This is a genomic window from Rothia sp. HMSC072B04 (genome assembly GCF_001813725.1).
GTDB classification, from domain to species: domain Bacteria; phylum Actinomycetota; class Actinomycetes; order Actinomycetales; family Micrococcaceae; genus Rothia; species Rothia mucilaginosa.
Genome location: NZ_KV813784.1, coordinates 1 through 24,738 on the forward strand (window position 1 = coordinate 1; position 24,738 = coordinate 24,738).

Annotated in this window: 19 protein-coding genes and 1 pseudogene; 4 read left to right on the forward strand and 16 right to left on the reverse strand. The window is 60.9% G+C overall.

Going from position 1 to position 24,738, the window contains the following annotated elements; translation table 11 throughout:
• Positions 1-34: 34 nt before the first annotated feature.
• The 5 genes from HMPREF2928_RS00330 to HMPREF2928_RS00350 all read right to left on the reverse strand — a co-directional run bounded on the left by HMPREF2928_RS00330 (position 35) and on the right by HMPREF2928_RS00350 (position 7,949).
• Entirely contained in the window at positions 35-1,135 is a 1,101-nt protein-coding gene (locus tag HMPREF2928_RS00330) for a hypothetical protein (protein WP_070686906.1), read from the reverse strand.
• A 201-nt stretch (positions 1,136-1,336) separates the two neighbouring features.
• Complete coding sequence (locus tag HMPREF2928_RS09040; RefSeq protein WP_141754930.1) at positions 1,337-2,941, reverse strand: hypothetical protein; 1,605 nt, start codon at positions 2,939-2,941, stop codon at positions 1,337-1,339.
• Between the two features lie 113 nt (positions 2,942-3,054).
• Positions 3,055-4,026: a Ppx/GppA phosphatase family protein gene (locus HMPREF2928_RS00340; RefSeq protein ID WP_070686910.1), complete on the reverse strand. Its 972-nt coding sequence runs from the start codon at positions 4,024-4,026 to the stop codon at positions 3,055-3,057.
• A 307-nt stretch (positions 4,027-4,333) separates the two neighbouring features.
• Positions 4,334-7,150 (reverse strand): type I DNA topoisomerase, encoded by a 2,817-nt coding sequence (gene topA, locus HMPREF2928_RS00345; protein WP_070686912.1) that lies wholly within the window; start codon positions 7,148-7,150, stop codon positions 4,334-4,336.
• A gap of 340 nt (positions 7,151-7,490) precedes the next feature.
• Positions 7,491-7,949: a pyridoxamine 5'-phosphate oxidase family protein gene (locus HMPREF2928_RS00350; protein ID WP_070686915.1), complete on the reverse strand. Its 459-nt coding sequence runs from the start codon at positions 7,947-7,949 to the stop codon at positions 7,491-7,493.
• 144 nt (positions 7,950-8,093) lie between these two features.
• Between HMPREF2928_RS00350 and HMPREF2928_RS00355 the strand changes: the two genes are divergently transcribed.
• Together HMPREF2928_RS00355 and HMPREF2928_RS00360 are read left to right on the forward strand one after the other, a co-directional pair.
• Positions 8,094-9,845: a DUF7059 domain-containing protein gene (locus tag HMPREF2928_RS00355; protein ID WP_049341012.1), complete on the forward strand. Its 1,752-nt coding sequence runs from the start codon at positions 8,094-8,096 to the stop codon at positions 9,843-9,845.
• Between the two features lie 2 nt (positions 9,846-9,847).
• The gene (locus HMPREF2928_RS00360; RefSeq protein WP_049357223.1) at positions 9,848-10,111 is read left to right on the forward strand and encodes a pyrimidine dimer DNA glycosylase/endonuclease V; all 264 of its coding nucleotides are present in this window, start codon (positions 9,848-9,850) and stop codon (positions 10,109-10,111) included.
• A 277-nt stretch (positions 10,112-10,388) separates the two neighbouring features.
• Here the strand turns inward: HMPREF2928_RS00360 and HMPREF2928_RS09310 are convergent.
• From HMPREF2928_RS09310 to HMPREF2928_RS00390, 6 genes and pseudogenes are all read right to left on the reverse strand, one after another.
• Positions 10,389-10,472: pseudogene (locus HMPREF2928_RS09310) on the reverse strand (luciferase); the annotation flags it as partial.
• A 41-nt stretch (positions 10,473-10,513) separates the two neighbouring features.
• Positions 10,514-11,164: a cation diffusion facilitator family transporter gene (locus HMPREF2928_RS00370; protein ID WP_049347144.1), complete on the reverse strand. Its 651-nt coding sequence runs from the start codon at positions 11,162-11,164 to the stop codon at positions 10,514-10,516.
• The gene (locus tag HMPREF2928_RS00375) at positions 11,161-11,520 is read right to left on the reverse strand and encodes a Cd(II)/Pb(II)-sensing metalloregulatory transcriptional regulator CmtR (RefSeq protein ID WP_070686918.1); all 360 of its coding nucleotides are present in this window, start codon (positions 11,518-11,520) and stop codon (positions 11,161-11,163) included. The genes HMPREF2928_RS00370 and HMPREF2928_RS00375 overlap by 4 nt, the downstream gene beginning before the upstream one ends.
• Positions 11,521-11,715: 195 nt before the next feature.
• Entirely contained in the window at positions 11,716-12,804 is a 1,089-nt protein-coding gene (locus HMPREF2928_RS00380) for an LLM class flavin-dependent oxidoreductase (protein WP_070686920.1), read from the reverse strand.
• Positions 12,805-13,114: 310 nt separating this feature from the next.
• The gene (locus HMPREF2928_RS00385) at positions 13,115-13,612 is read right to left on the reverse strand and encodes a GyrI-like domain-containing protein (protein WP_005504695.1); all 498 of its coding nucleotides are present in this window, start codon (positions 13,610-13,612) and stop codon (positions 13,115-13,117) included.
• Positions 13,612-14,523, reverse strand: a complete 912-nt coding sequence (locus HMPREF2928_RS00390) for an oxygen-dependent tRNA uridine(34) hydroxylase TrhO (RefSeq protein ID WP_005504694.1) — start codon at positions 14,521-14,523, stop codon at positions 13,612-13,614. Before HMPREF2928_RS00390 ends, HMPREF2928_RS00385 begins: the two co-directional genes overlap by 1 nt.
• 212 nt (positions 14,524-14,735) lie before the next feature.
• Here HMPREF2928_RS00390 and HMPREF2928_RS00395 point away from each other — a divergent pair, with 212 nt between their 5' ends.
• Positions 14,736-17,510 carry a DEAD/DEAH box helicase gene (locus HMPREF2928_RS00395; RefSeq protein ID WP_070686922.1) on the forward strand — a complete coding sequence of 925 codons (2,775 nt, stop codon included), beginning with the start codon at positions 14,736-14,738 and terminating at the stop codon, positions 17,508-17,510.
• Between the two features lie 74 nt (positions 17,511-17,584).
• On the opposite strand, the gene HMPREF2928_RS00400 is transcribed toward HMPREF2928_RS00395, so the two are convergent.
• The 5 genes from HMPREF2928_RS00400 to HMPREF2928_RS00420 form a co-directional block, all read right to left on the reverse strand.
• Entirely contained in the window at positions 17,585-18,145 is a 561-nt protein-coding gene (locus HMPREF2928_RS00400; protein ID WP_141752945.1) for an Rv3654c family TadE-like protein, read from the reverse strand.
• Entirely contained in the window at positions 18,114-18,536 is a 423-nt protein-coding gene (locus HMPREF2928_RS00405) for a TadE family type IV pilus minor pilin (protein ID WP_239664236.1), read from the reverse strand. Before HMPREF2928_RS00405 ends, HMPREF2928_RS00400 begins: the two co-directional genes overlap by 32 nt.
• A 188-nt stretch (positions 18,537-18,724) precedes the next feature.
• Positions 18,725-19,396 carry a DUF4244 domain-containing protein gene (locus tag HMPREF2928_RS00410; RefSeq protein ID WP_070686926.1) on the reverse strand — a complete coding sequence of 224 codons (672 nt, stop codon included), beginning with the start codon at positions 19,394-19,396 and terminating at the stop codon, positions 18,725-18,727.
• 129 nt (positions 19,397-19,525) lie between these two features.
• Positions 19,526-20,773: a type II secretion system F family protein gene (locus tag HMPREF2928_RS00415; protein ID WP_070686928.1), complete on the reverse strand. Its 1,248-nt coding sequence runs from the start codon at positions 20,771-20,773 to the stop codon at positions 19,526-19,528.
• Between the two features lie 42 nt (positions 20,774-20,815).
• Positions 20,816-22,441: a TadA family conjugal transfer-associated ATPase gene (locus tag HMPREF2928_RS00420; protein WP_246823529.1), complete on the reverse strand. Its 1,626-nt coding sequence runs from the start codon at positions 22,439-22,441 to the stop codon at positions 20,816-20,818.
• Positions 22,442-22,649: 208 nt separating this feature from the next.
• On the opposite strand from HMPREF2928_RS00420, the gene HMPREF2928_RS00425 reads away from it, so the two are divergent.
• The gene (locus HMPREF2928_RS00425; RefSeq protein WP_070686932.1) at positions 22,650-24,647 is read left to right on the forward strand and encodes a bifunctional 3'-5' exonuclease/DNA polymerase; all 1,998 of its coding nucleotides are present in this window, start codon (positions 22,650-22,652) and stop codon (positions 24,645-24,647) included.
• Positions 24,648-24,738: the final 91 nt, after the last annotated feature.

Consider the following 24,738-nt stretch of genomic DNA (forward strand, 5'->3'; position numbering starts at 1 on the left):
GTGGCTTCTCGAAACACATGTGGCTTCTCAGTGCTTACCCTTGAGGAAGCGTAGGATCGGATTCTTCTAGGGCATCAGACTTCAGTGATTGAGCGTCTTTATTTCCATGAAGCTCAGAGGAGGAATCTTTATTCTTCTGCCCCAAATCAACGTTCAGACTTTCCTCTTTATAAGAACCCCAAGCTTTAAGAATATTAGGTTTAAAAATCGTTCTTACATAAATTCCGGGGAAAAAGTAGCACCAGACCTTATGCCACACCCTTCCTGCCCAGCACTTCCCTTCCCACGGGCAGTGGATATTTTCAGCCCAGGTATCATAAAACGATGCATACCGAAGCCCCTCCCTTCGATACCATTTTTCCCAATACTTATCAACCTTATGAAAGATAGGTTCACAATTATTGACATCATTAGATTTACGCCTATCCAATAAAACCTCAACCCTCGTTTTCCTAAGGAAATAGTTAGCTTCAAAGATTCCGCTATATTGATTTGGGGCAAGATGACGAAACATAGGAAAAAGAAGGATGGGCATAACTAACAAAAAGATAACAGCAAATTTCCTATCTCCTGAACTACCACCCGAAATTATCACCGTCAAGATTGGGAATAAAGAAAGCATCGATAGGGGAATAAGCCACAGGATACCAGAAGCTTTTGGCTTTATATAAGAATCTACAGAAAGTTCAATTCCTCGATAAATATCCGGGTTATGAATTTCATATATTTTTGATTCCGGGATTTCCATTACAAGCTTTTGAGCCTGAATATTAGAACATTCAGAAATCACCTTCCGCTCCCACACAGCACGCTCAAGAGCAACTTTCCGAGAAGCTTCAATTTCCTGATACTCTTTCGAATCGGCTAGTGTACCCGTGTCCTTGACACCTTCTAGTTTTTTAAATACCTCTGATACTTCAAGCCAAGTCTTATAACGAGTCAGTTCAGGGGGAGTAGCTTGTTTTGACAGCTCCATCTGCTTATCAATCTTTCGACCACTCCACCATGCAACGATAAGTGACCCAAGAAGACCAATTACAGAAGGTATCCATGTTCCCCACGGCAACGCGCTAGAGCTCTGTGTAGCTTCAGCTCCTTCGGTTAGCATCTGCGCTAATAGCATTTGCTTCATCATCGATGATTACTCCTTTCCTAGTATTGTCAGTTAATTACTATGACAAAAATTTTAAACTTCCCATAGCTCCCATATTAAATTTACTGAGCTTCTCCCCGTAGAAACATTTTCTAAACTATATAAATTCTCACCCTCCAAAAACCTTAGAAAACTTGATGTCGCAGGTGGTTTCTCGACCTTTACCCTTGCGAAAACTGGAGGCTACTTACGACCTTTTACTCGAAGGTGATTCCACCATAATTTATGGTTCTCAGGTTTTTCCTTTATTTCAGATTCACACCCAGATAACTCTTGCCCCTTCGGTTCAGCCTCAACTACACCGATTTCAGATCTATAGATTGAGTAATACCCATTAATTCTCAACATAGAACAATAAGCATACGCAACAATCAGATATTTTACATTTTCTAAATCGCAATAATAAGGAAACTGTGCAGATATGAATTTATATGAATACCTATTAATCTCCGCGACATAAATCCGACGCATGGCAACTCGCAGAAAAAACGCCAGTAGATAAACAAGGAAAGCAAACAGTAAAATCCATAGTGCATACATTAAGTCCCTGGAATTAATTGGGTTTTCGGGAATACCCGCCCGCATAGCCCTACCAAGAAAATAAAAGAATCCAACAATTAAAAACATTGCCGCAATAACCCTACCAATAAATTTAGCCAATGCCTCCGACCAAAAAGATTTTACATAATCCAGAATTCTTTTCCCTAAACTCATATTCATAACCACCTCGCGATAAATACTCTTATTCAAGTGATTTCTGTCAAGGACGGAATTAAAGAGCTCAAAGGCAGAAATCGGGAAGAAAACAACCAGAGAAACCAGAAACACCCTGCCACCTTGAATATAATTAGTCGAGCATACAGCAAACAAGGCAATTGCTATAGCCCACACAACAAGAATGGCTAGGACTTTACAATCCTTTAAATAGGTAGAAATTTTTACATCAAACTTAAATCCAAAATAGCTGGAATCATAAGAAAACTTCCCGTCATATTTATCCAAACCACTATATCGATAGCCCAGTTTATAAGGAGGCTGACCCGGGTTCTGAACACTATCTACTAAATCTCTAGCCAACCGATATTCAAGGCTAAGCGATTCATTGCTGTAAATATGGTTACTCCTTCCAAAAAGATACGCGTTTCGTATAAGAATATCTTTTTCATTGTATGCAAGAAACGAAGCAGAAGATAGAGTGAACCAAGCAAAAAACAATAAAATCCATAAAGGTATTTCATTATATCTACCCAGATTCATATCTGAAGGAATAATTAATTTACCCCATTCAGGACCATATTTCCACGAACCTAAAATTTCAGGAGCATACGAACTTCCTTGAAAATAACCAGAAAGGAAACCATGCCAAAAATTAAGAACAAATACCACAAACATGAAACGACTAGTAAAAAGTGCGAACTTTCTATAAGTAGCTCGCCGCGCATCCCCAGAAGGACCCTCAGCCCCCTCTGCAAATTTACCAACACTCACATATAAACTCAAAAGAATGCTCGCCAAGGATAAAATCATGCTTGCACGAATATCAAATAAAAAGTAGGGAATATTAAATACATACCCCCACCCCTGAATCAATTCTACCCCTGCTGAAGAGTCAACCAAAAAGCTCTTAAATGAATATATAATAATCCCAGATAAATAAATCAATGTAACCCCAATAAATTTTAACAATGGGTTTATTAGTACACTATCTCGGAATATTTTTCTACTTTTTTCTTCATGCTCTTCGCCCCAGGCTTCATTGACTTCGTCAATAACTTCTTGGATTTTCATCGGTGATTTTTCCTTTCCTACATCTTTGTCGGCGGGTTATATACAAAAGAAAAGCGGTGACCCCGCAGGGCGGTGCACATTACACACCAGCCTGCGGGGTTCATCATCGTGTTCTACTCACCCAGGAGGGTCTTCGGGTTGACCGGAGTACCCGTACCCTCCGCCAGGTGCTCAATACGCTTCAGGATCAGACCCTCACGCAGCGCCCACGGGCACACGCGCATCGTCTCAACCCCAAACGCCTCCATCGCCGCCTCCGCCGCGATAGCGCCCGCCAGCATCTGCTCCGCACGCGCCTTCGAAACACCCGGCAGGTCACTACGCTCCTCCACAGTCATCGCCTCCATGCGACGAGTCCACAGGCGCAAATCCTGCAGATGCATCTCACGCTTCACATGCGGACCCGCCGAATACGGCGCCGCACCACAAATACGCGCCAACGAACGGAACGTCTTCGACGTACCCACCGTCATATCCGGCGCACCATAACGCAGCAGATTCTCCGCCACCGGGGCAATCTGCTCACGCACATACTTACGCAGACGCTTCACCTGCTTCGGGCTCGGCGGCTGCTCATCAAAAAACTCACGCGTCAGACGGCCCGCACCCAACGGCACGCTCATCGCCGCATCCGGCAACGCATTCGTACCCGTCGAAAACTCAAACGAGCCGCCACCAATATCAAAATCAAGGACGCGGCCCGCACCCCAGCCCTGCCAGCGGCGCACCGCAAAGTACGTAATCGCCGCCTCCTGATCGCCCGAAATACCGTTCAGGCTCACGCCGGTCTGCTCACGCACCTGCTGCAGCACCGCCGAGCCGTTACCCGCCTCGCGGATAGCGCTCGTGGAGAACGCCAGCAGGTCCTCCGCCTCATTCTCGATAGCGAAGTCGCGGGCGCTAGTCACGAAGCGGGTCAGCGCGTCCGCACCCTCCTGCGAGATGTTGCCCTCAGCATCGAGGTACTGCACGAGCTGCAGCGGAATCTTGTGCGACGCGTACGGTTCGGGGCGCGCTCCAGGGCTGCCGTCAATCAGCAGCAGGTGGACCGTATTCGACCCGACATCCAGAACTCCCAGGCGCATGGTGCGCTCCCCTCCCCCGCCCCGCGGCGGGATATCGTCTGTGTGCGGTACCGCAGGTGCGGCGCCTCTTCCAGTCTGTCAGAGGCGCGGCTCACTCCGCAAACAATCCGGGCGGATGCCCAGCATCAGCACAGCGCAAGCCTAAAAAACACAGCGCGGACACAAAAAACGCGCCGAACACACCGAGCACAAACGTTCCCCGGGCACGCAAAAGGCGCAGGAGGCGCCCCACCCCGCTATGGGGTTCAGGGGGCACATCCTGCGCCTTCAAGTAGAAACGCTACTTGGCTGCTGACAACGCGTCAGGCTACTCGGCGGTCTTCTTCGCCGCGGTCTTACGAGTGGTCGTCTTCTTCGCGGTAGTAGACTTTGCGGTCGTCTTCTTAGCCGTAGTCTTCTTAGCCGTGGTGGTCTTCTTCGCGGCGGCCTTACGCTTGACCGGGCCCTTCGCACGCTTGTCAGCCAGCAGCTGCACCGCACGCTCGTGGGTCAGCGACTCGACCGACTCCGCACGCGGAACCGTAATGTTCGTAATACCGTCGGTGATGTACGGGCCAAAGCGGCCGTCCTTCACCACGATCTTCTTCTCGCTGACCGGGTCCACGCCCAGCTCAGCCAGCGGAGGCTTAGCCGCCGCACGACCGCGCTGCTTCGGCTGGGAGTAAATCTCCAGGGCCTGCTCCAGCGTAATCGTGAAGATTTCGTCCTCGCTGCCAATCGAGCGGGAGTCCGTGCCCTTCTTCAGGTACGGGCCAAAGCGGCCGTTCTGCACGGTGATTTCCACGCCCTCAGCGTCGGTACCGAGCACGCGCGGCAGGCTCATCAGCTGCAGTGCCTGCTCAAGGGTCACGGTCGCCAGGTCCATGGACTTGAACAGGGACGCGGTGCGCGGCTTGGCGGGCTTCGGCTTCTTCTTCGGCTTGGGCTTGCCGTTCTTGTAGTATTCGGTCGGCTGCGCGTCCAGGTACGCCTGAATCTGCTCCTCGGTCATCTCCTCGATCACCTCGGTGACGTAGGGGCCGTAGCGGCCGTCGCGTGCCACGATCTGGTTGCCGGAGACCGGGTCCACGCCGAGCACACGGCCGTCGGACTTGCCCTGTTCGAGCAGTTCGCGTGCCTTCTCTTCGGTCAGTTCGTCCGGTGCCAGGTCGGCGGGTACGTTCGCGCGAATCGGTTCGGTCAGTTCGCCGGTCTCGGTGTCGAGGGTGCCTTCGGCTTCCAGGTAGGGGCCGAACTTGCCCACGCGCAGCACAATGCCGTCCGCAATCGGGATGGAGTTGATGCTGCGGGCGTCAATCTCGCCGAGGTTGTCCACGATGGGCTTCAGACCGCGCTTGGAGCCGCCGCCGAAGTAGAACTCGCCCAGCCATTCGACGCGGGATTCTTCGCCGCGTGCGATGCGGTCGAGGTCTTCTTCCATCTGCGCGGTGAACTCGTAGTTCACGTAGGGGCCGAAGCTGGATTCGAGCAGGCGCACCACGGAGAACGCGATCCAGGACGGAATCAGCGAACCAGAACGAACGTTCACGTATCCGCGGTCCATGATGGTCGAAATAACCGCCGCGTAGGTGGACGGGCGGCCGATGCCCAGCTCGTCCAGGGTCTTCACGAGGGACGCCTCGGTGTAGCGCGGAGGCGGCAGGGTCTCGTGGCCAGCGGGTTCAATCGCCTCGGCGGTCAGTGCCTCGCCGGTGGTCAGGTTCGGCAGGCGCTTCTCAGCGTCCTTCGCCTCACGCTCAGCCACGCGGGATGCGTCAACGCCCTCCTCGTAGGCGGCGAGGAAGCCGCGGAAGGTGATGACGGTACCGGATGCAGCGAACTCGGCGTCCTGGCCGTTAGATGCCACGGCGCCCAGGCGCACGGAGGCGGTGGAACCGGTCGCGTCAGCCATCTGGGAGGCGACGGTACGCTTCCAAATCAGCTCGTAGAGGCGGAACTCATCGTTGGACAGGGCGCCGCGCACGGCGTCCGGGGTGCGGAAGGTGTCACCCGCGGGGCGGATTGCTTCGTGTGCTTCCTGCGCGTTCTTGCTCTTGGAGGTGTACACGCGCGGTGCGGAGGGCACGAACTCGGCGCCGTACAGCTCGGATGCCTGGCGGCGTGCGGCGGAGATAGCCTGCTCGCTCAGTGCCACCGAGTCGGTACGCATGTAGGTGATGTAACCGTTTTCGTAGAGGCGCTGCGCCACCTGCATGGTCACGCGGGAGGAGAAACGCAGCTTACGTGCGGCTTCCTGCTGCAGGGTGGAGGTGGTGAACGGCGCTGCCGGGCGGCGCTTGTACGGCTTGGTCTCAACGGAGCGTACGGAGAACGCGGCGGACTGCAGGGCAGCGGCGAGCGCGCGGGCGGCTTCCTCGTTCAGGTGGGTGACCTTGGAGGTGTTGAGGGTGCCGTTGTCGGCGAAGTCCTTGCCGGTGGCGATGCGGTTGCCGTCTACGGCGACCAGCTTGGCGTCGAAGCCTTCGGAGGCTGCGGTCAGGAAGCGTCCGGTCAGGTCCCAGTAGTTGGCGGCGACGAAGGCCATGCGTTCGCGTTCGCGTTCAACGACGAGGCGGGTTGCGACGGACTGCACGCGACCTGCGGAGAGGCCGCGGCCGACCTTGCGCCAGAGTACGGGGGAAATTTCGTAACCGTAGATGCGGTCGAGGATACGGCGGGTTTCCTGCGCGTCGACCAGGTGCAGGTCGATGTCGCGCAGTTCGCCGAAGGCGCGCTGAATGGCTTCCCGGGTGATTTCGGGGAAGGTCATGCGGTAGACGGGTACCTTGGGCTTGAGGACTTCCTTCAGGTGCCATGCGATGGCTTCACCTTCGCGGTCACCATCGGTTGCCAGGTAGAGCGCGTCTACTTCTTTGAGCTTGCGCTTGAGTTCGGCGACCTTTTTCTTTTTGTCGGGGTTGACCACGTAGTAGGGTTCGAAGTTCTCTTCAACGTTGACAGCGAACTTGCCGACGGGGCTCTTTTTGAGGTTTTCGGGCAGTTCGGAGGGCTGCGGAAGGTCGCGGATATGGCCCATGGACGAGTCGACAAGGTAGTCCTCGCCGAGGTAGCTACTGATGGTTTTGACCTTGGAGGGAGACTCCACAATCAGCAGGGCTTTTCCGTTCTTTGCCTGAGCGGGCACGGCACTCCTCTATCTGTGTGTTGAAAAGCTACGTATTCAACCATAACCTACGCTGGCGCTTGTGGGCGCCGACTGGTTGTGGTGTACGCGGGTGAGGTGATCGGTGGGGGTGTAGTTTATGTTGGGTTGATGTGGTGCGCTCGGTGCGTTTCATGCGGCGAGCGCGCGGTGACCCGGCGCGAGGCGAGCTGGCACGGTTCTGGTTGATGAGGACCGGGCGTGTTGAGCTTGCATGAGCGCGCAGGGTACTCGGTACATCATACGGTACCGGAGCGGTGGTGTGTGCACGGGGTACATGGGGGCGGGTGCTGGGGCGCACCGCACCCGCTCACCTGCGTTTCTAGCTGGTGAGGGTGTCCGAGTCGGGATGGGTGCCGTCCAGGTATGCGGGCAGCAACGGGTATTCGCGACCGTACACGGTCTGCGGCGCGATGCGCACCCACTGCATTTCGTGGGTTTCGGAGTCGGGCAGGTCGAAGGTGCGCACAATCTGCGGGGTCATTTCCGGCGGCAGCCAGTGGGCGATACCGACCACGATGACGGAGCGGATGCCGTCTTCGAGGGTTTCGTCGATTTCGAAGGCGACGCGGCGGCTGACCACCACGGAGGAGAACTTGTTGCCGCGGGTGGGGCGGATATAGATTTCCTGCTTGTCGTCTTGGCTGGCGACGGCGTAGAGCACGGGCAGCACATCGACGTGCTGTCCGTCAGTGAGGATGAGGCGGCCGAGAGTGTTTGCGTGCAGACGCTCCCAGCACTTGTCGACGCTGATACTTTCATCGGGGTACAGGTTACTCATGGTTTCAGTGTATGCGATGGGGTGGGCGCTCTTGCGCAGATGACGGTTTTGGTCAGTGGGTGGGTCGGGACTGTGTCATTGCGCTGCCGCCTATACGCGGTGGGCGCGCCCGGGCAGATGCGGCGGGTGCGTAGAATGGTGTGCATGACTATTTCTGCCGCCTTTTTCGCTCCCGAGTACGCCGCCGTTGCGGATGCTCCCCGCAGCGATGATTACGCCCGCCTGACCCGCATCCGTGAACGCCTGTTGGCGTTGAACTACAGCTATGACGCTGTGCAGGAACTGCTCGGTGTTGAGGCGGCTGAGGCGATGGCTCGCGACCAAGTAGTTCCGGGCTTGTGGCGTGTGGAGCATATTCTGCGCGGCGATTACAGTGCGGGTGAGAAGAACTTGGCGCGTCTGCTGGCGTTTTTCCTGCTGGCTCGCCCGCTCACTGAGGCTGAGGCAGCCGAGGTTTTCGGCGATACCCTGGTTGACTTTGAGAATGCCGCGCTGATTGAGCGTGACGCTGCGGATTCTGCCCGCTGGTCCGCGAGCGTTGATTTGCGCCCGCACGCTGCCGATGACGGCACCGAAATCTTTGTTGCCGCCGATCTGGGCGCGCATCAGCGACCCGGCGTGCTCCGTAAGGATCACGTGCTCGGCATTGGTCACGCTTCCCTGACTCTGGCGCAGATTACCGAGCGCACCCCCGTCAAACGTGCCCTGGATGTAGGCACCGGCTGCGGTATTCAGACCTTCCACCTGCTTGCCCACGCTGAGCACGTGACCGCCACCGATATTTCGGAGCGTGCCCTGGCGTTCACCCGTTTTAACCTGCTGCTGAACGCGCAGACTCTCAACATTGACCCGCAGAACCCGCAGGCGCGCGTGAGCCTGCGCATGGGTTCCCTGCTGGAGCCGGTCGCCGGTGAGCTTTTCGACCTGGTGGTGTCGAACCCGCCGTTCGTGATTACCCCGCGCGTTGCCGGTGAGAGCGCCGAGGAACAGTTCACCTACCGTGACGGTGGTCTGCCCGGTGACGAAATTGTGAGCACGATGGTGCGTCAGCTACCGTCGGTGCTGGTGCCCGGTGGCCGCGCGCAGATGCTGGGCAACTGGGAAATTATTCGCGATTCTGAGGACCTGGAAGCACCGCGCCCGTGGGATGAGCGCCCGCGTGCCTGGGTTGCCGACGGCGGCGCGGAGGCGTGGTTTATTCAGCGTGAGGCGCTGACCCCCGCTTCCTACGCCGAGACCTGGTTGAAGGATGCGAGCGAGAACCGCGACCGCAGCCACTACGAGCAGACCTATGTGGCGTACCTGAACGACTTCGCTTCCCGGAACGTTCATTCTATTGGTTTCGGCATGATTTGGCTGCGCCGCCCGACCGAGGCGACCGCGGCAGGTGCGACCGATCCCCTGCAGCGTTTCGAGGAGATCACCTATCCGATTCAGCAGCCCATCGCCCGCGCCCTCACCGGGTCCGTGCGCCGCTACGACCGCCTCGCCGCCATGGACGATGAGGCGCTCCTGGCCACGCACCTGGAGGTCGCCGAGGACGTCACCGAGGAGCGCCACGGCCGCCCCGGCGCCGAGCATCCCAGCGTCATTTTGTTGCGTGCCGGTTCAGGTCTGTGCCGCACCCAGCTGCTCTCCACCGAGACGGCTGGTTTTGCGTCGGCGAGCGATGGTGAGCTTGCCGTGGGTCAAATCGTGGCGGCTCTTGCCATGCTGCTGTCCTGGCCCGAATACGATGAGGCGGCCGCCGCGGCACGCGGTACGCAGGAGCAGCATCCGCGCGACACCCTGCTGCATGCGGTGCGTGAGCTGGTGCTCAAGAGCTTCCTGCACTTTAGCGACGAGCACGCGGGCGCTGAATCGGCTGGCGAGAGCACTGCAGAAGCGCAGGGCTAGGCGTGCGTATTTGGTCCCTTCACCCCTGTCTACTCGATCGCCGCGCCCTGGTCGCCTGCTGGCGTGAAACCCTGCTGGCGCAGAAGGTTCTGCGGGGTCTGACTCGCGGGTACACGAACCATCCGCAGCTGATTCGTTTTCGCGCGCATCCGCAGCCGCTGGAGGCGGTTGCCACCTACCTGTCCGGGCTGGCGGCGTGTGCGCATCCGCTCTTTGAGGTGGTTCCGGGCGCTATTGAGCCTTGGGAAAAGACGAAAGATTTCTAGACAGAGGGACTTCTAGATAGAAGGATTTCTAAGAACGTGAGCATAGTAATGCCCCGGCGGAACCTTTGCGGGTGCCTGCCGGGGCATCGCTGTATGTGTGGCTCAAGCTGTATGGGGACAAACATCTCAGCGCATTACAGAGCGCTGGAAACAGCTTGGCACGGGGTCTTTACCCAAGGACCTTTGCCCAAGGACCTTCACCTCAGGACTTTTACTTGGTGGCCAGCGCGGGCTTAATTTCCTTCACGATTGCCTCCAGCATCTTCAGGTTGAAGTCCACCCCCAGCTGCAGTCGACCCGCCGCAATGAGATCGGCCATGACGGCAAGTTCAGCCATGTAGAGCGGGTTTTCGTAGCGCATGCCTGGGTTGCAGCACTGGCTCTTCATCGTCGGGTGACGGGTTAGTCGTCCTCGTCTTCAAGGTCCTCTAGCACTTCGAACGGCGACTCGACGTCGCCGCGCCAGGCCTCCAGGCCTTCGCGCACCGCGAGCACCGCCACGACCAGCGCCGCGACCGAGTCAGCCCACCACCAGCCGAACAGGCTGTCGAGGACGAGGCCGATGAACACTGCACCGGAGAGGTAGATACACAGGATGAGCTGCTTGGCGTCGGCCATCACGCTCTTGGAGCCCAGCTCCCGCCCGGTGCGGACCTCAATCCACGCCAGCAGAGGCATGACGACCAGGCTCAGCGCGGTGATACCGAGACCCAGCGGGCTGCGGTCGGGGCCCTCCTGGCCGACCAGGGCCAGCACCGCGTCGATCGAGACGTAGGCCGCCAGCGCGAAGAACGCGATGCCGATGGCCTTGACGGTGACCGTTTCCCACCGCTCAGGGTCCTTGCGGGTGAACTGCCAGGTGATAGCCGCGGCCGAGAGTACCTCGACAACCGAGTCGAGCCCGAAGCCAATGAGCGCCGCGGACGAGGCGAGGACGCCTGCCCAGACTGCGACGATTGCCTCGATTACGTTGTACGTGATCGTGAAGCCGACGATGAAGCGGACGCGCCGGTGCAGCATCGCGCGGCGTGCGGTGGTCAGGGTCTCGCTCATGCTCCCGCCGCCGTTCCACAACAGCCCGACACCGAGCATGCCGAGTCGATGCACGGCGCTGCCTCGTCCACCGCGAGCGTGACGTCGATCAGGGACGTCAGTGCCGCGGCGAGGTGCGGGTCGGCGATCTCGTAGCGCGTCTGGCGGCCCTCGGGCTCGGCGACGACGATTCCGCAATCGCGCAGGCAGGTCAGGTGGTTGGACACGTTCGAGCGGGTCAGCTCCAGCTCGCGCGAGAGCACGGCTGGATAGCTCGGGCCGTCAAGGAGGGTCATCAGAATCCGGGAACGTGTCGGGTCGGCCATGGCGCGGCCGAGCCGGTTCATGACGTCGAGGTGTGAAGCAATAGTCAGCATACGATGACTATACAGTGATAACTGACCAATTGTCCACTTGTGCGGGCTGTCGCACGTGCTCCGCGCCCTTGCCCTCGGGAGGCGGCAGAGTTCGCGCTCATCAGCGACCACCGCCCATCACGGAAGCGACGGCGGCACGCTGGCGCGAAACCCTGCTAGCGCAGAAGGTTCTGCGGAGTCTTCACCTGAGGGGCTTTACTTGGTGGTCAGCGCGGGCTTGATTTCCTTGACGATGGCATCCAGCATCTTCAGATTGAAGTCCACGCCCAGCTGGTTTGGTACGGTCAGCAGCACGGTGTCCGCTGCCTGGACTGCCTCGTCACGGGCGAGCTCTTCGGCAATATCCGCCGGATCGCCAATGTAGCTACGACCAAAGCGGGAGAAGCTGTTGTCAATAATGCCGGTGTAATCCTGCGAGTCCTCTGCCGCGCGGCGACCGAAGTAGCGCGCCGAGGTTTCATCAATAATGGGCAGCACCGAGCGGGACACCGAAACACGCGGAACACCCGAATTGCCCGCCTTCACCCACTCGGAGCGGAAAAGGCGAATCTGCTGCGCCTGCTGCTGATCGAACGGAATACCCTTATCTTCCAGCATCAGGGTTGAAGACATGAGATTCAGGCCCTTCTGCGCGGTCCACACGGCGGTGCTATCGGTACCTGCACCCCACCAGATGCGGTCGCGCAGACCCGGCGACTGCGGCTGTACGGGGGCATACTTGCCCGCCACGCGAGCGCTGGGCGCCATTCCCTCGCCCTCAATTGCCTTGAGGAAAATGTCGAGGTGTCGGCGCGCCATGTCGCCCTCGTTTTCGCCTTCTGCCGGGTAGTAGCCAAAGCTCTCAAAGCCGCGGATAACGGATTCGGGCGAGCCACGGGAGACACCCAGCTGCAGTCGACCCGCCGCAATGAGATCTGCCATGGCTGCAAGTTCTGCCATGTAGAGCGGGTTTTCGTAGCGCATATCAATCACGCCAGTGCCGAGCTCGATGCGTTCGGTCTTGGCGGCGATTGCGGAGAGCAGCGGGTAGGGGGTCGCCTGCTGCTGGTCGAAGTGGTGCACGCGGAAGAACGCACCGTCCAGCCCGATATCTTCAGCACCTACGGCAAGGTCGATTGCCTGGTGTAGAGATTCTGCAGCGGAGGGTACGCGGGAGCCGGGGACCTCAGCCCAGTGGCCGAAGGAGAGGAAGCCGAGCTTCTTCTCGTCGCCGCGCATGGGTTCGAGGTGGCTAATGCGGATAGACTCGTCAAGCTGCGGGGTGCTGTTCAGGTTGGTGCTCATGGTTTTTCCTTTGCGGGTTGCGCTCGGGCTCTTGTAGTGCCGGGCTAGTGTTTTAAATCTAAACCCAATTACTTTACATGTCAAGTATTTTGTTTCAGGGTATTACGCACAGAGCATCCCTCCCCAACTTTCGCTGCACACACCACCTGCACGCCTCACCCGCCCGGCGCACACATACCGCCACAAAATGCTGGCACAAAATATAGCCGAAAAAGGGCACAAAAAAGCCCGGCGGAACGAACGCATCGCACCACCGGGCCCTTCTATTCAACAGCTAAAACTGCAACTACAACGGCAGAAACAAACTGCCCTAGGAACGCTTCACCAGCGGAACCCACAGCTCCATACGGTAATCAGCCGCCTGCATATCGCCGCGACCGTACACCTCAAGGCCACCCACCGGGCGGTACTGCGGATTCTTCGCGAAGAACGCCTCCTCGAAGCTCGCAAAGCCAGCCGGAATGGACTCCGAAATCGGGCCGGTCACCTCAACCACCGCATAGGTGCTCGCAGGCAACTCCAGCACGCCCAGACCAAGCTTCGCCGCGCTCGCCGGCTCCGACACCAGGAAACCCGCCGTGTAGCGGACCTGGCCCTTCGGGTTCGGCTGAGTGCACACGCCCAGGTACTGGGTCACGTTCAGAACATCCAGCATCGCCGGGGACGCCTTCTGATTCAGCTCATCCCACAGCGAGGAGAAGTCGCCGTCCAGGGGGAACACCTGCGAAACGCCGGCAACGACCATCGCCGGGTGCTCCTCAATGCGAGGTTCAGAGATCTGAACCGCGCCGCCCTTAGCGGCTGCCATTAGGCATTCGCCTCAGCTGCTTCGCGGTCCACCGAGCACTCGGGCACGCAGTGGCGCTTCGCGTCATCAGCTGCGCACTCGGGGCAGAGCAGAACCAGCTCGCGGCAGGAATCGTTGGAGCAGTTCTCGAACTTGTTCGAGGGGGCGCCGCACTGTTCGCACTTGCCGATGGTGACGGTGTCCGGGGTGAACTCCATGTGCATGCGCTTGTCGAAGACGTAGAGCGAGCCTTCCCAGAGTTCCTTGTCTCCGTACTTCTCGCCGTAGCGCACGATGCCGCCGTCGATCTGGTAGATCTCCTTGAAGCCGCGGTTCTTCATGAGCGCGGAGAGAATCTCGCAGCGGATACCGCCGGTGCAGTAGGTGACGACCGGCTTGTCCTTGATGTGGTCGTACTTGCCGGACTCGATCTCGCGGATGAAGTCGTGGGTGGTGCGCACGTCGGGAACGATAGCGTTCTTGAACTTGCCGATCTTCGCCTCGAACGCGTTACGGCCATCGAAGAAGACCACTTCGTCGCCACGCTCTTCAACGAGCTTGTTGACCTCTTCAGGCTTCAGGTGCACGCCGCCGCCAACGACGCCGTTCTCGTCCACCTGCAGCTCGTCGGGAGCACCGAAAGCCACAATCTCGTCGCGAGCCTTCACGGACAGGCGGGGGAAGTCCTCCGCGCCACCCTCGGACCACTTGAACTCCATGTTCTTGAAGCCGGGGTACTTGCGGGTTTCCTTGGTGTACGCCTTGACCGCGTTAATCTCGCCGCCGAGGGTGCCGTTAATGCCGTGCTTGGAAATCAGGATGCGCCCGCGCAGGCCGAGCTTCTCACAGAGGGCACGCTGCCAGAGCATGACCGCCTGCGGGTCGGCGATGGGGGCGAACTGGTAATACAGAATAATCTTATTTTGAGCCACGAAACTATTTTATCGTCATATACGCCTAAAGCATGCAGATTTTTTGATATGTGCGCACTGACTACGGGGTCGGCGGGGCTGGGGCGGTACTGGGGGCGTGTGCAAGCGAAGGTTCGGGGCGGGTTCGGAGCGTATGCCAGCGAAGGTTCGGGGCGCGGTTTGAGCGCGGCATACGACCGGCGGAAGACCAGGTTTTAGCCCGCCGCTCTACAATGGAACCCATGCCGCACAGCACCCCTTCGCAGAATCCCAACCAGCACCCCAAACAGCAGTCCGCGCACCAGTCTGTACACCAACCCAACCAGGCGCAGGGGCAGTCTGCGGCGCACCCCAAAACGCTGCAATACCGCGAGCTTCCCGCGAGCGCACAGCAGGTACTGGCATCCCTGTTGCCGGAGGCGGAACGCACCGGAACCCTGCCCGAGCAGATGACCCATATCCACACCGTTCCCGCTAGGGAGGCGAGCTACGCGCCCTGGCCGCAATGGCTGCATCCGCGCGTGGTGGAGGCCTTTGAATCGCTCGGCATTGCCGAGCCCTACGCCCACCAGGTGCAGGCGGCAGACGCCGCCCATGCGGGTCTTGATGCGGCGCTGGCGGCGAGCGCGGCGCGCTACGGCTGGCAGGCGGGGCGTGTTGAGACTGAGCGCTCTGAGGCATCAGCGAAGAGCACCGGCAGCGGCGGTCACGTGATCGTGGCGACGGGTACCGCCTCGGGCAAGACCCTGAGCTACCTCATGCCCACCCTGGACGCTATCTACCGCGCATCCTGCGGCGAGCCAGTGAGCTCGACTTCCGCGTATTCCGGGGCAGAAAACCTCAATAATAGAGCGAACGTTCTCTACATTTCCCCGGCGAAGGCACTCTCCGCCGACCAGCTCACCGCCCTCACCTCCTACAACCTGCCCGGACTCCACGCGGCAAGCTACGACGGCGACACCCCAACCGGCGAACGCCGCTGGATCCGCGAACACGCCAACTTCATCCTCACCACCCCGGACATGCTCAACTACTCAATCCTGAGCAACCACCGGCAGTGGGCATCCTTCCTGCGCGGGCTACGCTACGTGGTGCTCGACGAAGCACACAGCTACCGCGGCGTTTTCGGCGCGCACATCGCCAATCTGCTGCGCCGCCTGCGCCGCGTCTGCGCACTCTACCGCACCGTGCCTGTGTTCTACGGCGCCTCCGCAACCAGCTCCAACCCGGTCGAGTCTTTCTCCAAGCTCATCGGCGTGCCGCAGCAGGCGGTCACCGCCATTACCGAGTCCACCTCCGCACGCGGTGAAACCACCGTCGCGCTCTGGGAGCCCGAATTCATGCCGCCCAAGGCGCACGATCAGCTCGCCAAGGGCGCCCGCAGCACCCAGCAGCAGGCAGTCCAGTCGAAGGCTGAGCAGGAGGCGCCGCGCCGCGTCTCCCCCGTGGAGCAGGGCGCGCAAATGCTCACCGACCTGGTGCTTTCCCGCACCCGCTCCCTGGTTTTTGCTGGTTCGCGCCGCAGCGTAGAAATCCTCTCGCAGAAGACCCAACGCTACCTCGACGAGGTGGAGGAGGGCCTCTCCCACCGCGTCGCCGCATACCGCGCCGGGTACACCCCCGAAGAGCGCCGCGAACTCGAACGCAAGCTCCGCAACGGCGAACTGCTCGGCCTGGCGAGCACCTCCGCACTGGAGCTGGGCATCGACATCTCCGGACTGGACGCGGTCATCGTGGCGGGCTGGCCGGGTACCCGCGCCTCCTTCATGCAGCGCGTGGGCCGCGCGGGCCGAAGCGGTCAGGATGCGCTCGCTGTACTCATCGCCGACGACAACCCGCTCGACACCTACCTGGTGCACCACCCGGAGGCAATCTTCGGGCAGGAGGTTGAGGCGACTGTTTTCGACCCGACGAACCCGTACGTGCTCTCCCCGCAGCTGTGCGCCGCCGCGCAGGAGGCGCCCATCCGCACCGAAGAGCTAAGCCTGTTCGGACCGCACACCGCCGCACTGCTGGACCGACTGGTACAGCAGGGATACCTGCGTCGCCGCCCGGACGGCTGGTACTGGACGCACGCCGAATCCGCCGCCGACCTGGTCGATATCCGCGGCACCGGCGGCGGACCCTACCAGCTCATCGACACCGAAGACGGCACCCTGGTTGGCACCATGGACGCCGCACACGCCATGAGCCAGGGGCACCCGGGCGCAATCTACATTCACCAGAGCGCGCAGTACGTGGTCGAGTCCCTCAGCGAGGGCGAGCGCGTGATTCTGCTCAGCCGCGTCTACCCGGACTACTACACGCGCGCCGTTGAGAGCACCGAGGTGCGTATTCTGGCGGAGCGTGCGCGGGTTAGTTACGGTGCGCAAAACGCTGTTGGGGAAGCGATTCCCGGCGAGACTGCTCCCAGTGTGCCTACTCCCGGCGAGACTGCTCCCGGCGAACCGCAGCTCGCCCCGCTCACCATGCACCGCGGGCAGGTTCAGGTCACCGATCAGGTCACCGGCTACCGGCGCTTCTCCGTCTACGGCGGCGAATACCTGGGCGAAGAGGCGCAACCCATGCCGCCGGAAGTGCTCATGACCGAGGCGGTCTGGTTCACCTTCGAGCCCAGCTACCTATTCGGCGCGGGCGTGACCGAAGAGGACGGCCCCGGCACCCTGCACGCCGCCGAACACGCCGCCATCGGGCTACTACCGCTCATCGCCACCAGCGACCGCTGGGACTTGGGAGGGCTCTCCACACTGCTTCACGTGGACACCGGCAGACCCACCATTTTCGTCTACGACGCCGCCCCCGGCGGCGCGGGCATTAGCGAGCGCGGCTTCAACGCGGTTACGCAGTGGCTGAGCGCCACCCTCGAAGCCATCGAAAGCTGCGGATGCGACAACGGTTGCCCTTCCTGCGTGCACTCGCCCAAGTGCGGCAACCGCAACGAGCCGCTCAGCAAGCACGGCGCGCGGGCACTACTGCAGGTAATGCTGCGGAGCATGGCGGAGGCGTAGAACGCGCTGGGGTGCGGGGCGTGCTGGGGATGCAGGACGGGCTGGGATGACAACTCCCGGCGAGCGCAAATAGCCTAGTCGGCTGGGCTTTCCGGCTCAGGAGGTTCGGGCACCGAGTCCTGCCCAGTATCCAGCTCCTCCTCCAGCTCGGTAACCTCATCGGGGCTCAGCTCCTCCGCGTTGCCCGCCGCGGCGTGCTCTTCTTCGGCGTACTCTTCTTCGGGGTGTTCAGCCCCGGCGCGGGCACGCACCCTCGCCGGGCCCAACATCCCCATGGGCCCTGCGACGGGGACGGCGACCGTCACCTCCACCGTTTCAGGGCGGTCCGGAAACGTACAGGATTCCAGGTGTGCCCCGTGGCGTTCGGCAAGATCCGCCGCGACCGCACACGGGTCGCCCTCAGTGAGCCCGCGGTAGGCGTCCGCTGCCGCGAGGGCGCTCAAATCGGCGGCTGCGGACGCCCTGCGGTTCGCGGACACCGCCCCGATCAGCCCGGCAATCACCACGGTCACCACCAGTAGCGCGGCAATAATGGTGAGGGCGAGGACGGTGCCGCTACCCTCTTCGGAATATTCGTCCGCAGACCAAGCAAGAACCGCGCTTCTATTCGCCATCACTGCCGGTACTTTCTTCACTGTCACTGCTTTCCTGAGTGCCACCGTTGCCTTCAACGCGGGCGTGAGCGTCCGCCCGCAGCACCCAGCCGGTTGCCGAGCCGATTACGCCGGGGGCGAGGCGACTCACCCGCACGTGCACTTCCCGGGCACGCCCCGCATCCGCGGCGACCGCACCATCAGAAGCGACAGCATCAGGAGAAACAGAAATCTGCACGCTCTGCACCGGGTCGATGCGGCTGACGGCGGAGCGAATCTGCGCCTCGGAATCCCCGCGGGCGGCGGCTCGTGCGGCCGTTCGCGCGGACTCCTCCACTTTCAGCTGCGCAACCCCCGTAGAGGCGGCACCCAGGCAGAGGGCGAGCACCACCGTCACGGCGGGTAGGGCAACCGCAAATTCGGCGGTAATCACACCCTCTTCTGCTGGGCTCTTGTGCGGGGTTGAGGGTGCCGATTCCGCCCCGACTTTTCCTGCGAGACGAGCGCACCGCAAAGCACCCAAATTCACATGAGCATTCATTCTTTATTCCTCCTTTCTGACTTGATTTTCCAGGACTTCCAATACCTAGAAGCAAACCCTACGCGGGTTCACCAAAGGTTCTAGAGCAGCCCCGTATTGCCCGCAATCGACAGGGCGTTACGCACAATATCCAGGAGCATGGAACGCACCTCATCCGACTTGAGAATCAGCACCAGCAGACCCGCGAAACCGACCGCCGCGAGCATCACAATGCCGTACTCCGCGGTGGAGGCGCCTTCCTCCGGGTCACCCGCGGGGGCGTAGTCTTCGAGCGCCTTTTCGTGCCCCTCAGCGGGCACATATTCGGTGCAGCCGGGCGCGTGCTCACCCAGGCTGCGGCAGGTAGCGCCGCATTCGTCCAGGGTGCAGCCCTCGGCGAGCGCGCGGGCAATGGTCAGCGCCTGGTCGGGGTTCAGACGGTCCGTGTTCATATCAATCTCCATTTCGTTAGGGTCAATCCTGGGGCCGGCATGCTTCTGTTCAGCGCCGGCGGAAAGTTCAGCGTCACTGAAAAGCTCGGTATCAGTGAAAAGCTCGGGACATTCTTCGCGCAGCTGCTTCATGGTGGTTGCGATGGCAACGGACAGCGGCACGGGACCCAGAATGGTCTGCGTTTCAGCGCCCTGCACGGCACCGAGCGCGGCGGGCTGAATTTCGCTCGGAATGCCACCCGGAGCACCGACCGGGGCGTTGCCCGGAGCGCCGACAGCGTGCAGGTCGTGGCGGATTGCTTCGCAGAGGGTGTTCGTCATTGGTTTTCCTTTCGTTGTGCCCTGAACATTCGGGGCGGAGTGGGTGCTCGTCTGCGTTCTTGGCAGATGGGCGAAGGTCTAAACTTTTCAGCATTTCGGCTTGTCGACAGTGCTTATGGGCTTGGTTCTCTAGCCGGTCAGCGTGGGTAGTAGCGAAATGAGGATGGGCACAATACCCAGACAGATAAAGGCGGGCAGCGAGCACAGTCCGAGGGGTACCACGAGCGCTACGGAGAGCTTTCCGGCGGCGCGTTCTGCCGCGCGGCGTTCGCTGAGGCGGTGCGCATCGGCTAGGGAGAGCAACAGCGCCGTGCTGGGTGCACCGCCCGTGTAGGCGGGGGCGAGCGCATCCCGCAGCTCACCGAAGGTTCCCGCCGCGGAGCCCGACCAGGCGCTCCCCCAGCCGCTGCCCATCTGCAGGCGCTGGCAGACCGTGTGCAACGCTCGGCTGTTGAGCGCCTCGGCGAGGGTGCCCAGGGCGGCGAGCGGTGCGAGCCCGGCGCGTAGTTGCGCGGCGAGCAGTTCCAGCACGAGGGCGGTATCAACAGGCGGCACGTTCGAGGTTTGTTCGACTCCATTACTTGCCGCGCTCTCCACCTCCGCCCGATGCACGAGCGCGGCGGTCCAGCGGCGCCCGGCGAAGGCGAGCCCCAGCCCGAGCATGCCGGTGAGCGCTCCGAGAATGGATCCGGTCAGCACGCCCACGGGGTCGCTTCCCATGAGCACCCCCAAGCCGAGGCCGAGCAACGGTAGCCAGGAGAGAATCCTGCCGGTGGCGCGCGGTGCGGCGAGAGCGCTCTGCCTGCCCAGGAGCGCGTCGATGCGTTCTTCGGCGTGTTCGGCGGCGCGTTCCAGGCTCGTGGCGAGCGGCGCACCGGCGCTCTCGCTCATGCGCAGGCTCAGCTGCAGGTCGTGCAGGCGCTCGCGGCTGTGCGGGCGCATCCGGGTGCTATTTTCGAGCAGCTGGGCGCAGGCGAGGTGCGCGGGGGCACCCCAGGAGGTAACCGTGGCGAGAGCCTGCGTGAAGCGGCGGATATCTTCGGCGCACCGCTTGTGCCCGTAGTCTTCGGAAAGGGGCGAGAGGCCTCGTGCCCGTCGGGGTCGGGCGCTTTTCCGGGCGGCTGTTTTCTTCGCGCGCGTTTTCCCCGTACCCGGCACCAGCTCGTTCTCCCCGAACTGTCCGAGTTGCCCGGAGCCCGGGTCGGCGTGCACCGCCTCCTGCAGGGGGATGCCGGCGCGCAGGCTCAGGGCGAGGGTGCGTAGCATGAGCGGCCACATGCGCATTTCCTCGGCGCTGGCTGCTCCGGCGATGCGCCCAGCTAGGCGCTCAGACCAGCGTTCGCGAAGGCTTCCGTTGCTCTTCTCGTTCTGCTTCATTGCTTCCTCCTTTCACGTTTTCTGCTTCCCCCATTTCGGGGGCTAGTACCCAACATCAGACCCGGTAGAAATACGCCTGACCTGCAGGTACTCTTCACTCCCCTGTGTGGCGGGGTGCAGGCTGTAGATACCCTCGATGCGGCGGCGACCATCCCGGTGTTCCAGGTGAATAATGCGTTCAAAAGCCGTCGCTGTATGTAGAGCGACCGTTCTACTATCCAGTCCGGCGAGCGCACCCAGGGCACACAAACGCAGGGGCACCGCCTGCGCGCTATTGGCGTGCAGAGTCGTTCCAGCACCGCGGTGACCGGTGTTCATGGCGGTCAGCAGGTGCACCACCTCCGCGCCGCGACACTCACCAACCACGAGCCGATCCGGGCCCATACGCAACGCCTGTACAATCAGCTCACCCAACCCGATTTCACCGGCGCCTTCGGAGTTAGCGGCACGGGTTTTGAGGGCAATAACCTGCTCATGCTGCGGCGCGAGTTCCGGGGTGTCTTCGAGCAGAATGAGGCGCTCCTGCGGCGTACACAGCCCCAGCAGGGCATTGAGCAGGGTGGTTTTGCCGGTGCCGGTGCCCCCGCTAATGAGGAATCCGCGGCGTTCGGCAATCATGCGGCGCAGGTAGGCAGCGGTCGCCTCATCGCACAGCCCCGCGGCCTGCAACTGCGCCAGGGTGGGGCGCTCGCGGGCGGGTAGGCGCACGGAGAGCCGGGTGCGTTCGCTCAGCGGCGGGATAATCGCGTGGATGCGCCTGCCGTGCTCGTCGCTAATGTCAGCCGCCGGATGCGCGGCATCCAGCTGCCCGCCGTGCCTGCGGATGAGCCGCTCGGCAAGGTCACGCACGCGCCGCTTATTGCCGAGGCTCAGCGCCACGGGACGGGTGGTTCCGTTGATGCCCACCCAGATATCGCAGGGCGAGTTCACGTAAATATCGGTGATGGTTCCGGCGCGTTGCCCCTCGTCAAGGAGCAGGTCGAGGGCGCCGAGGCCGTAGAGTTCCGCCGCGAGGTAGCGCAGCGCAGTCTGCCGGTTGACGGGCACGTATTCCACGCTGGGGTAGCTCCAGGAGGCGGGCGCGGCTTGCACCGTTTTGGTGCGGAATTTTCGGGGCTTCGTCACATTAGTTCTGTCTGCGCCCGTTCCTTCTGCGTTCATGTTCCCCCAGGCATTCCCCTGGCATCCGCCGTCGATGGTGCAGGTTGCCTCATCCACGGCGTTTTCGAGAATCTCGCGGAGGGGCTGGGATTCTTGGAGTAACCCACCGCCCGCGGCACTCGCGGTGTTTGCACTGCCCGCGACGGTTGCGTCACCTGCGGGCGGCCGCTCCCCTGCCTTCTCGACCGTCTTCTCAACCCCGGCGCTAAATCCAGCACTGAAACCGCCGCTAAAACCGCCCAGGGCGATAGCACTCATCTGCGGCGAGCGCAGAATCAGCTCGCGGGCGTGCAGGGCGACGGCGCGGGCGCGATAGTCTTCGGGAATGAGCAGGGCGGGCAGCGAGTGCGCGCGGGTGTTCTGGACGCCCGTATTCTGTATGCCCGTATTCTGTGCGCCCGACTGATTCACGCCCTGTGCGGCACGCGGCGGGCAGCCGTTGGGGCTGCCGGGATTGTTGGCAGGGTGCCCGGCGGGATTGTTGAAGGGGTTCATGGCGGGGTTCATGACTCTAGGAGAGCATTGCACCCGCCTCGATTTTTAAGAGAATGAGCGTTCTGTGGATAACTCTTCGCGCACCCCCGAAATATCCACGATGCACGCACCTCAAACGAACAAAACGCACGCATCCGGCGCTTTTATGACAAACCACTCGTAAATTCTGGTGATAACCACGCACCACCCGTTCTACCGACACATCCTCGATAATGGAAGAATGTACGTTCTGCTCAGTCCTGCCACCGGCGCGGGTATTACCGCCCAGACCGGCACCCCCGCGCACCCGGTCACGTCGGCTATTGCCGCGGGTGCGTCGTCGCGCGGTGCTCAACCGGTGACCTCGTGGGGTGCTTTTCATTTTTCGGCGCCGACCGCTGAACAGTTGCAGGACCCGACCTTTATTCCGCGGATTACGCGGGCGGATCGGGTGAGCGCGGCGAATCTTCCGGCGTATGTGCGAGAGGTAGAGCGGCAGGCGGCAGATTCGGTACAGGCGCGTTTCCCCCGCTGGATTTGGGCTGATACCCGCCACGTTGACCCGCTGCTTCTGCGCCGCGGGGTGCGGGTGCATCTGTGCCATGATTTGCGTCTGGTGCAGCGAATTTTGGTGACTGCCGCTACGCATCCGAGCGGTTTTGTGGAGTACAGCCCGGTGCTAGATCTTTCTGATGTGCGTGAGGCGGCCGAGCCTCAGGGGTATCTGCCGATGGCGCGGCAGATTCAGGGTCAGGAGGAGCTGTTCGGCGCTGATTTTTTGAGTGCCCCCGCTACCAGCACCGCCCAGTCCCCCACCGATTCCTCCCCGGACTTCCTGGAGGCGGCGCCTCATGAGCCTTTTGCCCCGCAGTTGGCGGCGGGCCCGGTGACTCTGCTACCGGAGCATCCGGTGGTGCGTGTACTGATGCGTGAGTGGCTGGCGCAGGCGCGCGCTATTAGCGAGTCAAGGCACCCGGAGCGGCTGCGTCTTTTGGCGGCGGCTGAGTCTGCCGGTGCGCTGGTGGCGGCTGAGATTGGTTATTACGGCATCCCATTTAATGTGCAGGCGCATCATGAGCATCTGTGCGAGTTGTTGGGTCCGCGTCCGGTGCCTGGTGAGCGTCCGCAGAAGATGCAGGAATTGGCGGAGCAGATTCAGCGCATGCTGTTTATGCCGTCGTTGAACCCGGATTCGCCGCAGGATCTTTTGCGTGCTCTGCAGTCTGCGGGGGTTTCGGTGAAGTCTACGCGGTCGTGGGAGTTGAAGAGTTGGGCGGATGCGATTCCGGCTCAGCGGGAAAAGCGCTGGGCGCTGATTGACCCGATTCTGCGTTATAAGAAGCTGTACCGTATTTGGACTGCTAACGGCTGGACGTGGGCTGATACGTGGGTTTCTGAGGGTGCGTTCCGCCCGCATCTTGAGGTGGGTGGCGCCGCGACCGGGCGTTGGGGCGCTTCCGGCGGTGGTGCGTTGCAGCTTCCGGCGGAGATTCGTCAGGCGGTGCAGGCGCCGGAGGGTCAGGTGCTGACGGTGACGGACGGCTCGCAGATTGAGCCGCGTATTTTGGCGGCGTTGAGCCGTGATGAGGCGCTCGCTTCGGCGGGTCGTGGCGCTGACCTGTATGCGGGTATTGCCGAGCTGGCGCGCCTGAAGGGTGTGGGTTTGACGGAGCGTTCCCACGCGAAGGTGGGCATGCTGGCGATTATGTATGGCGGTCGCAGCGGGGAGATTGGTGCCCTGTTGCCGCATGTGGCGGCGCTTTTTCCGCAGGCGATGGAGTTTACGGAGCGTGCGGCTCGTATTGGTGAGTCGGGCGGTCAGGTGACGACTTTTTTGGGTCGTACGTCCCCGCCGGTGGATGAGCGTTTCCGTGAGATTGTGGCTGATCGGTCTTCGCCAGCGGCTGAGTCGCGTGCGGTGTCGACTGCGCGTGCGCACGGGCGTATGACCCGCAATTTTATTGTGCAGGGTACGGCGGCGGAGTGGGCTCTGTGCTGGATGGGCGCGGTGCGTTCTCGTCTGTTGTCGGAGCGGATTTTTGGTATGTCAATGCGCACCCGCATTGTGTATTTTTTGCACGATGAGCTTCTGCTGTGCGGCCCCGAGCTGGAGGCGGATCGCGTGGAGCGTATTGTGCGTGAGGGCGCTGCGGAGGCGGCGCGTCTGCTGTTCGGTCGGGTGCCGGTTGATTTTCCGGTGTCGGTGGCGCGGGTACACAGCTACGCTGAGGGTAAATAAATAATCTGCGGTAAATAATCAGCGGCATATAGGCGGCACCGTGCAACAAAAAAATAGGGGCGGCGGGTAGCTTCGTTCAAGCTACCCGCCG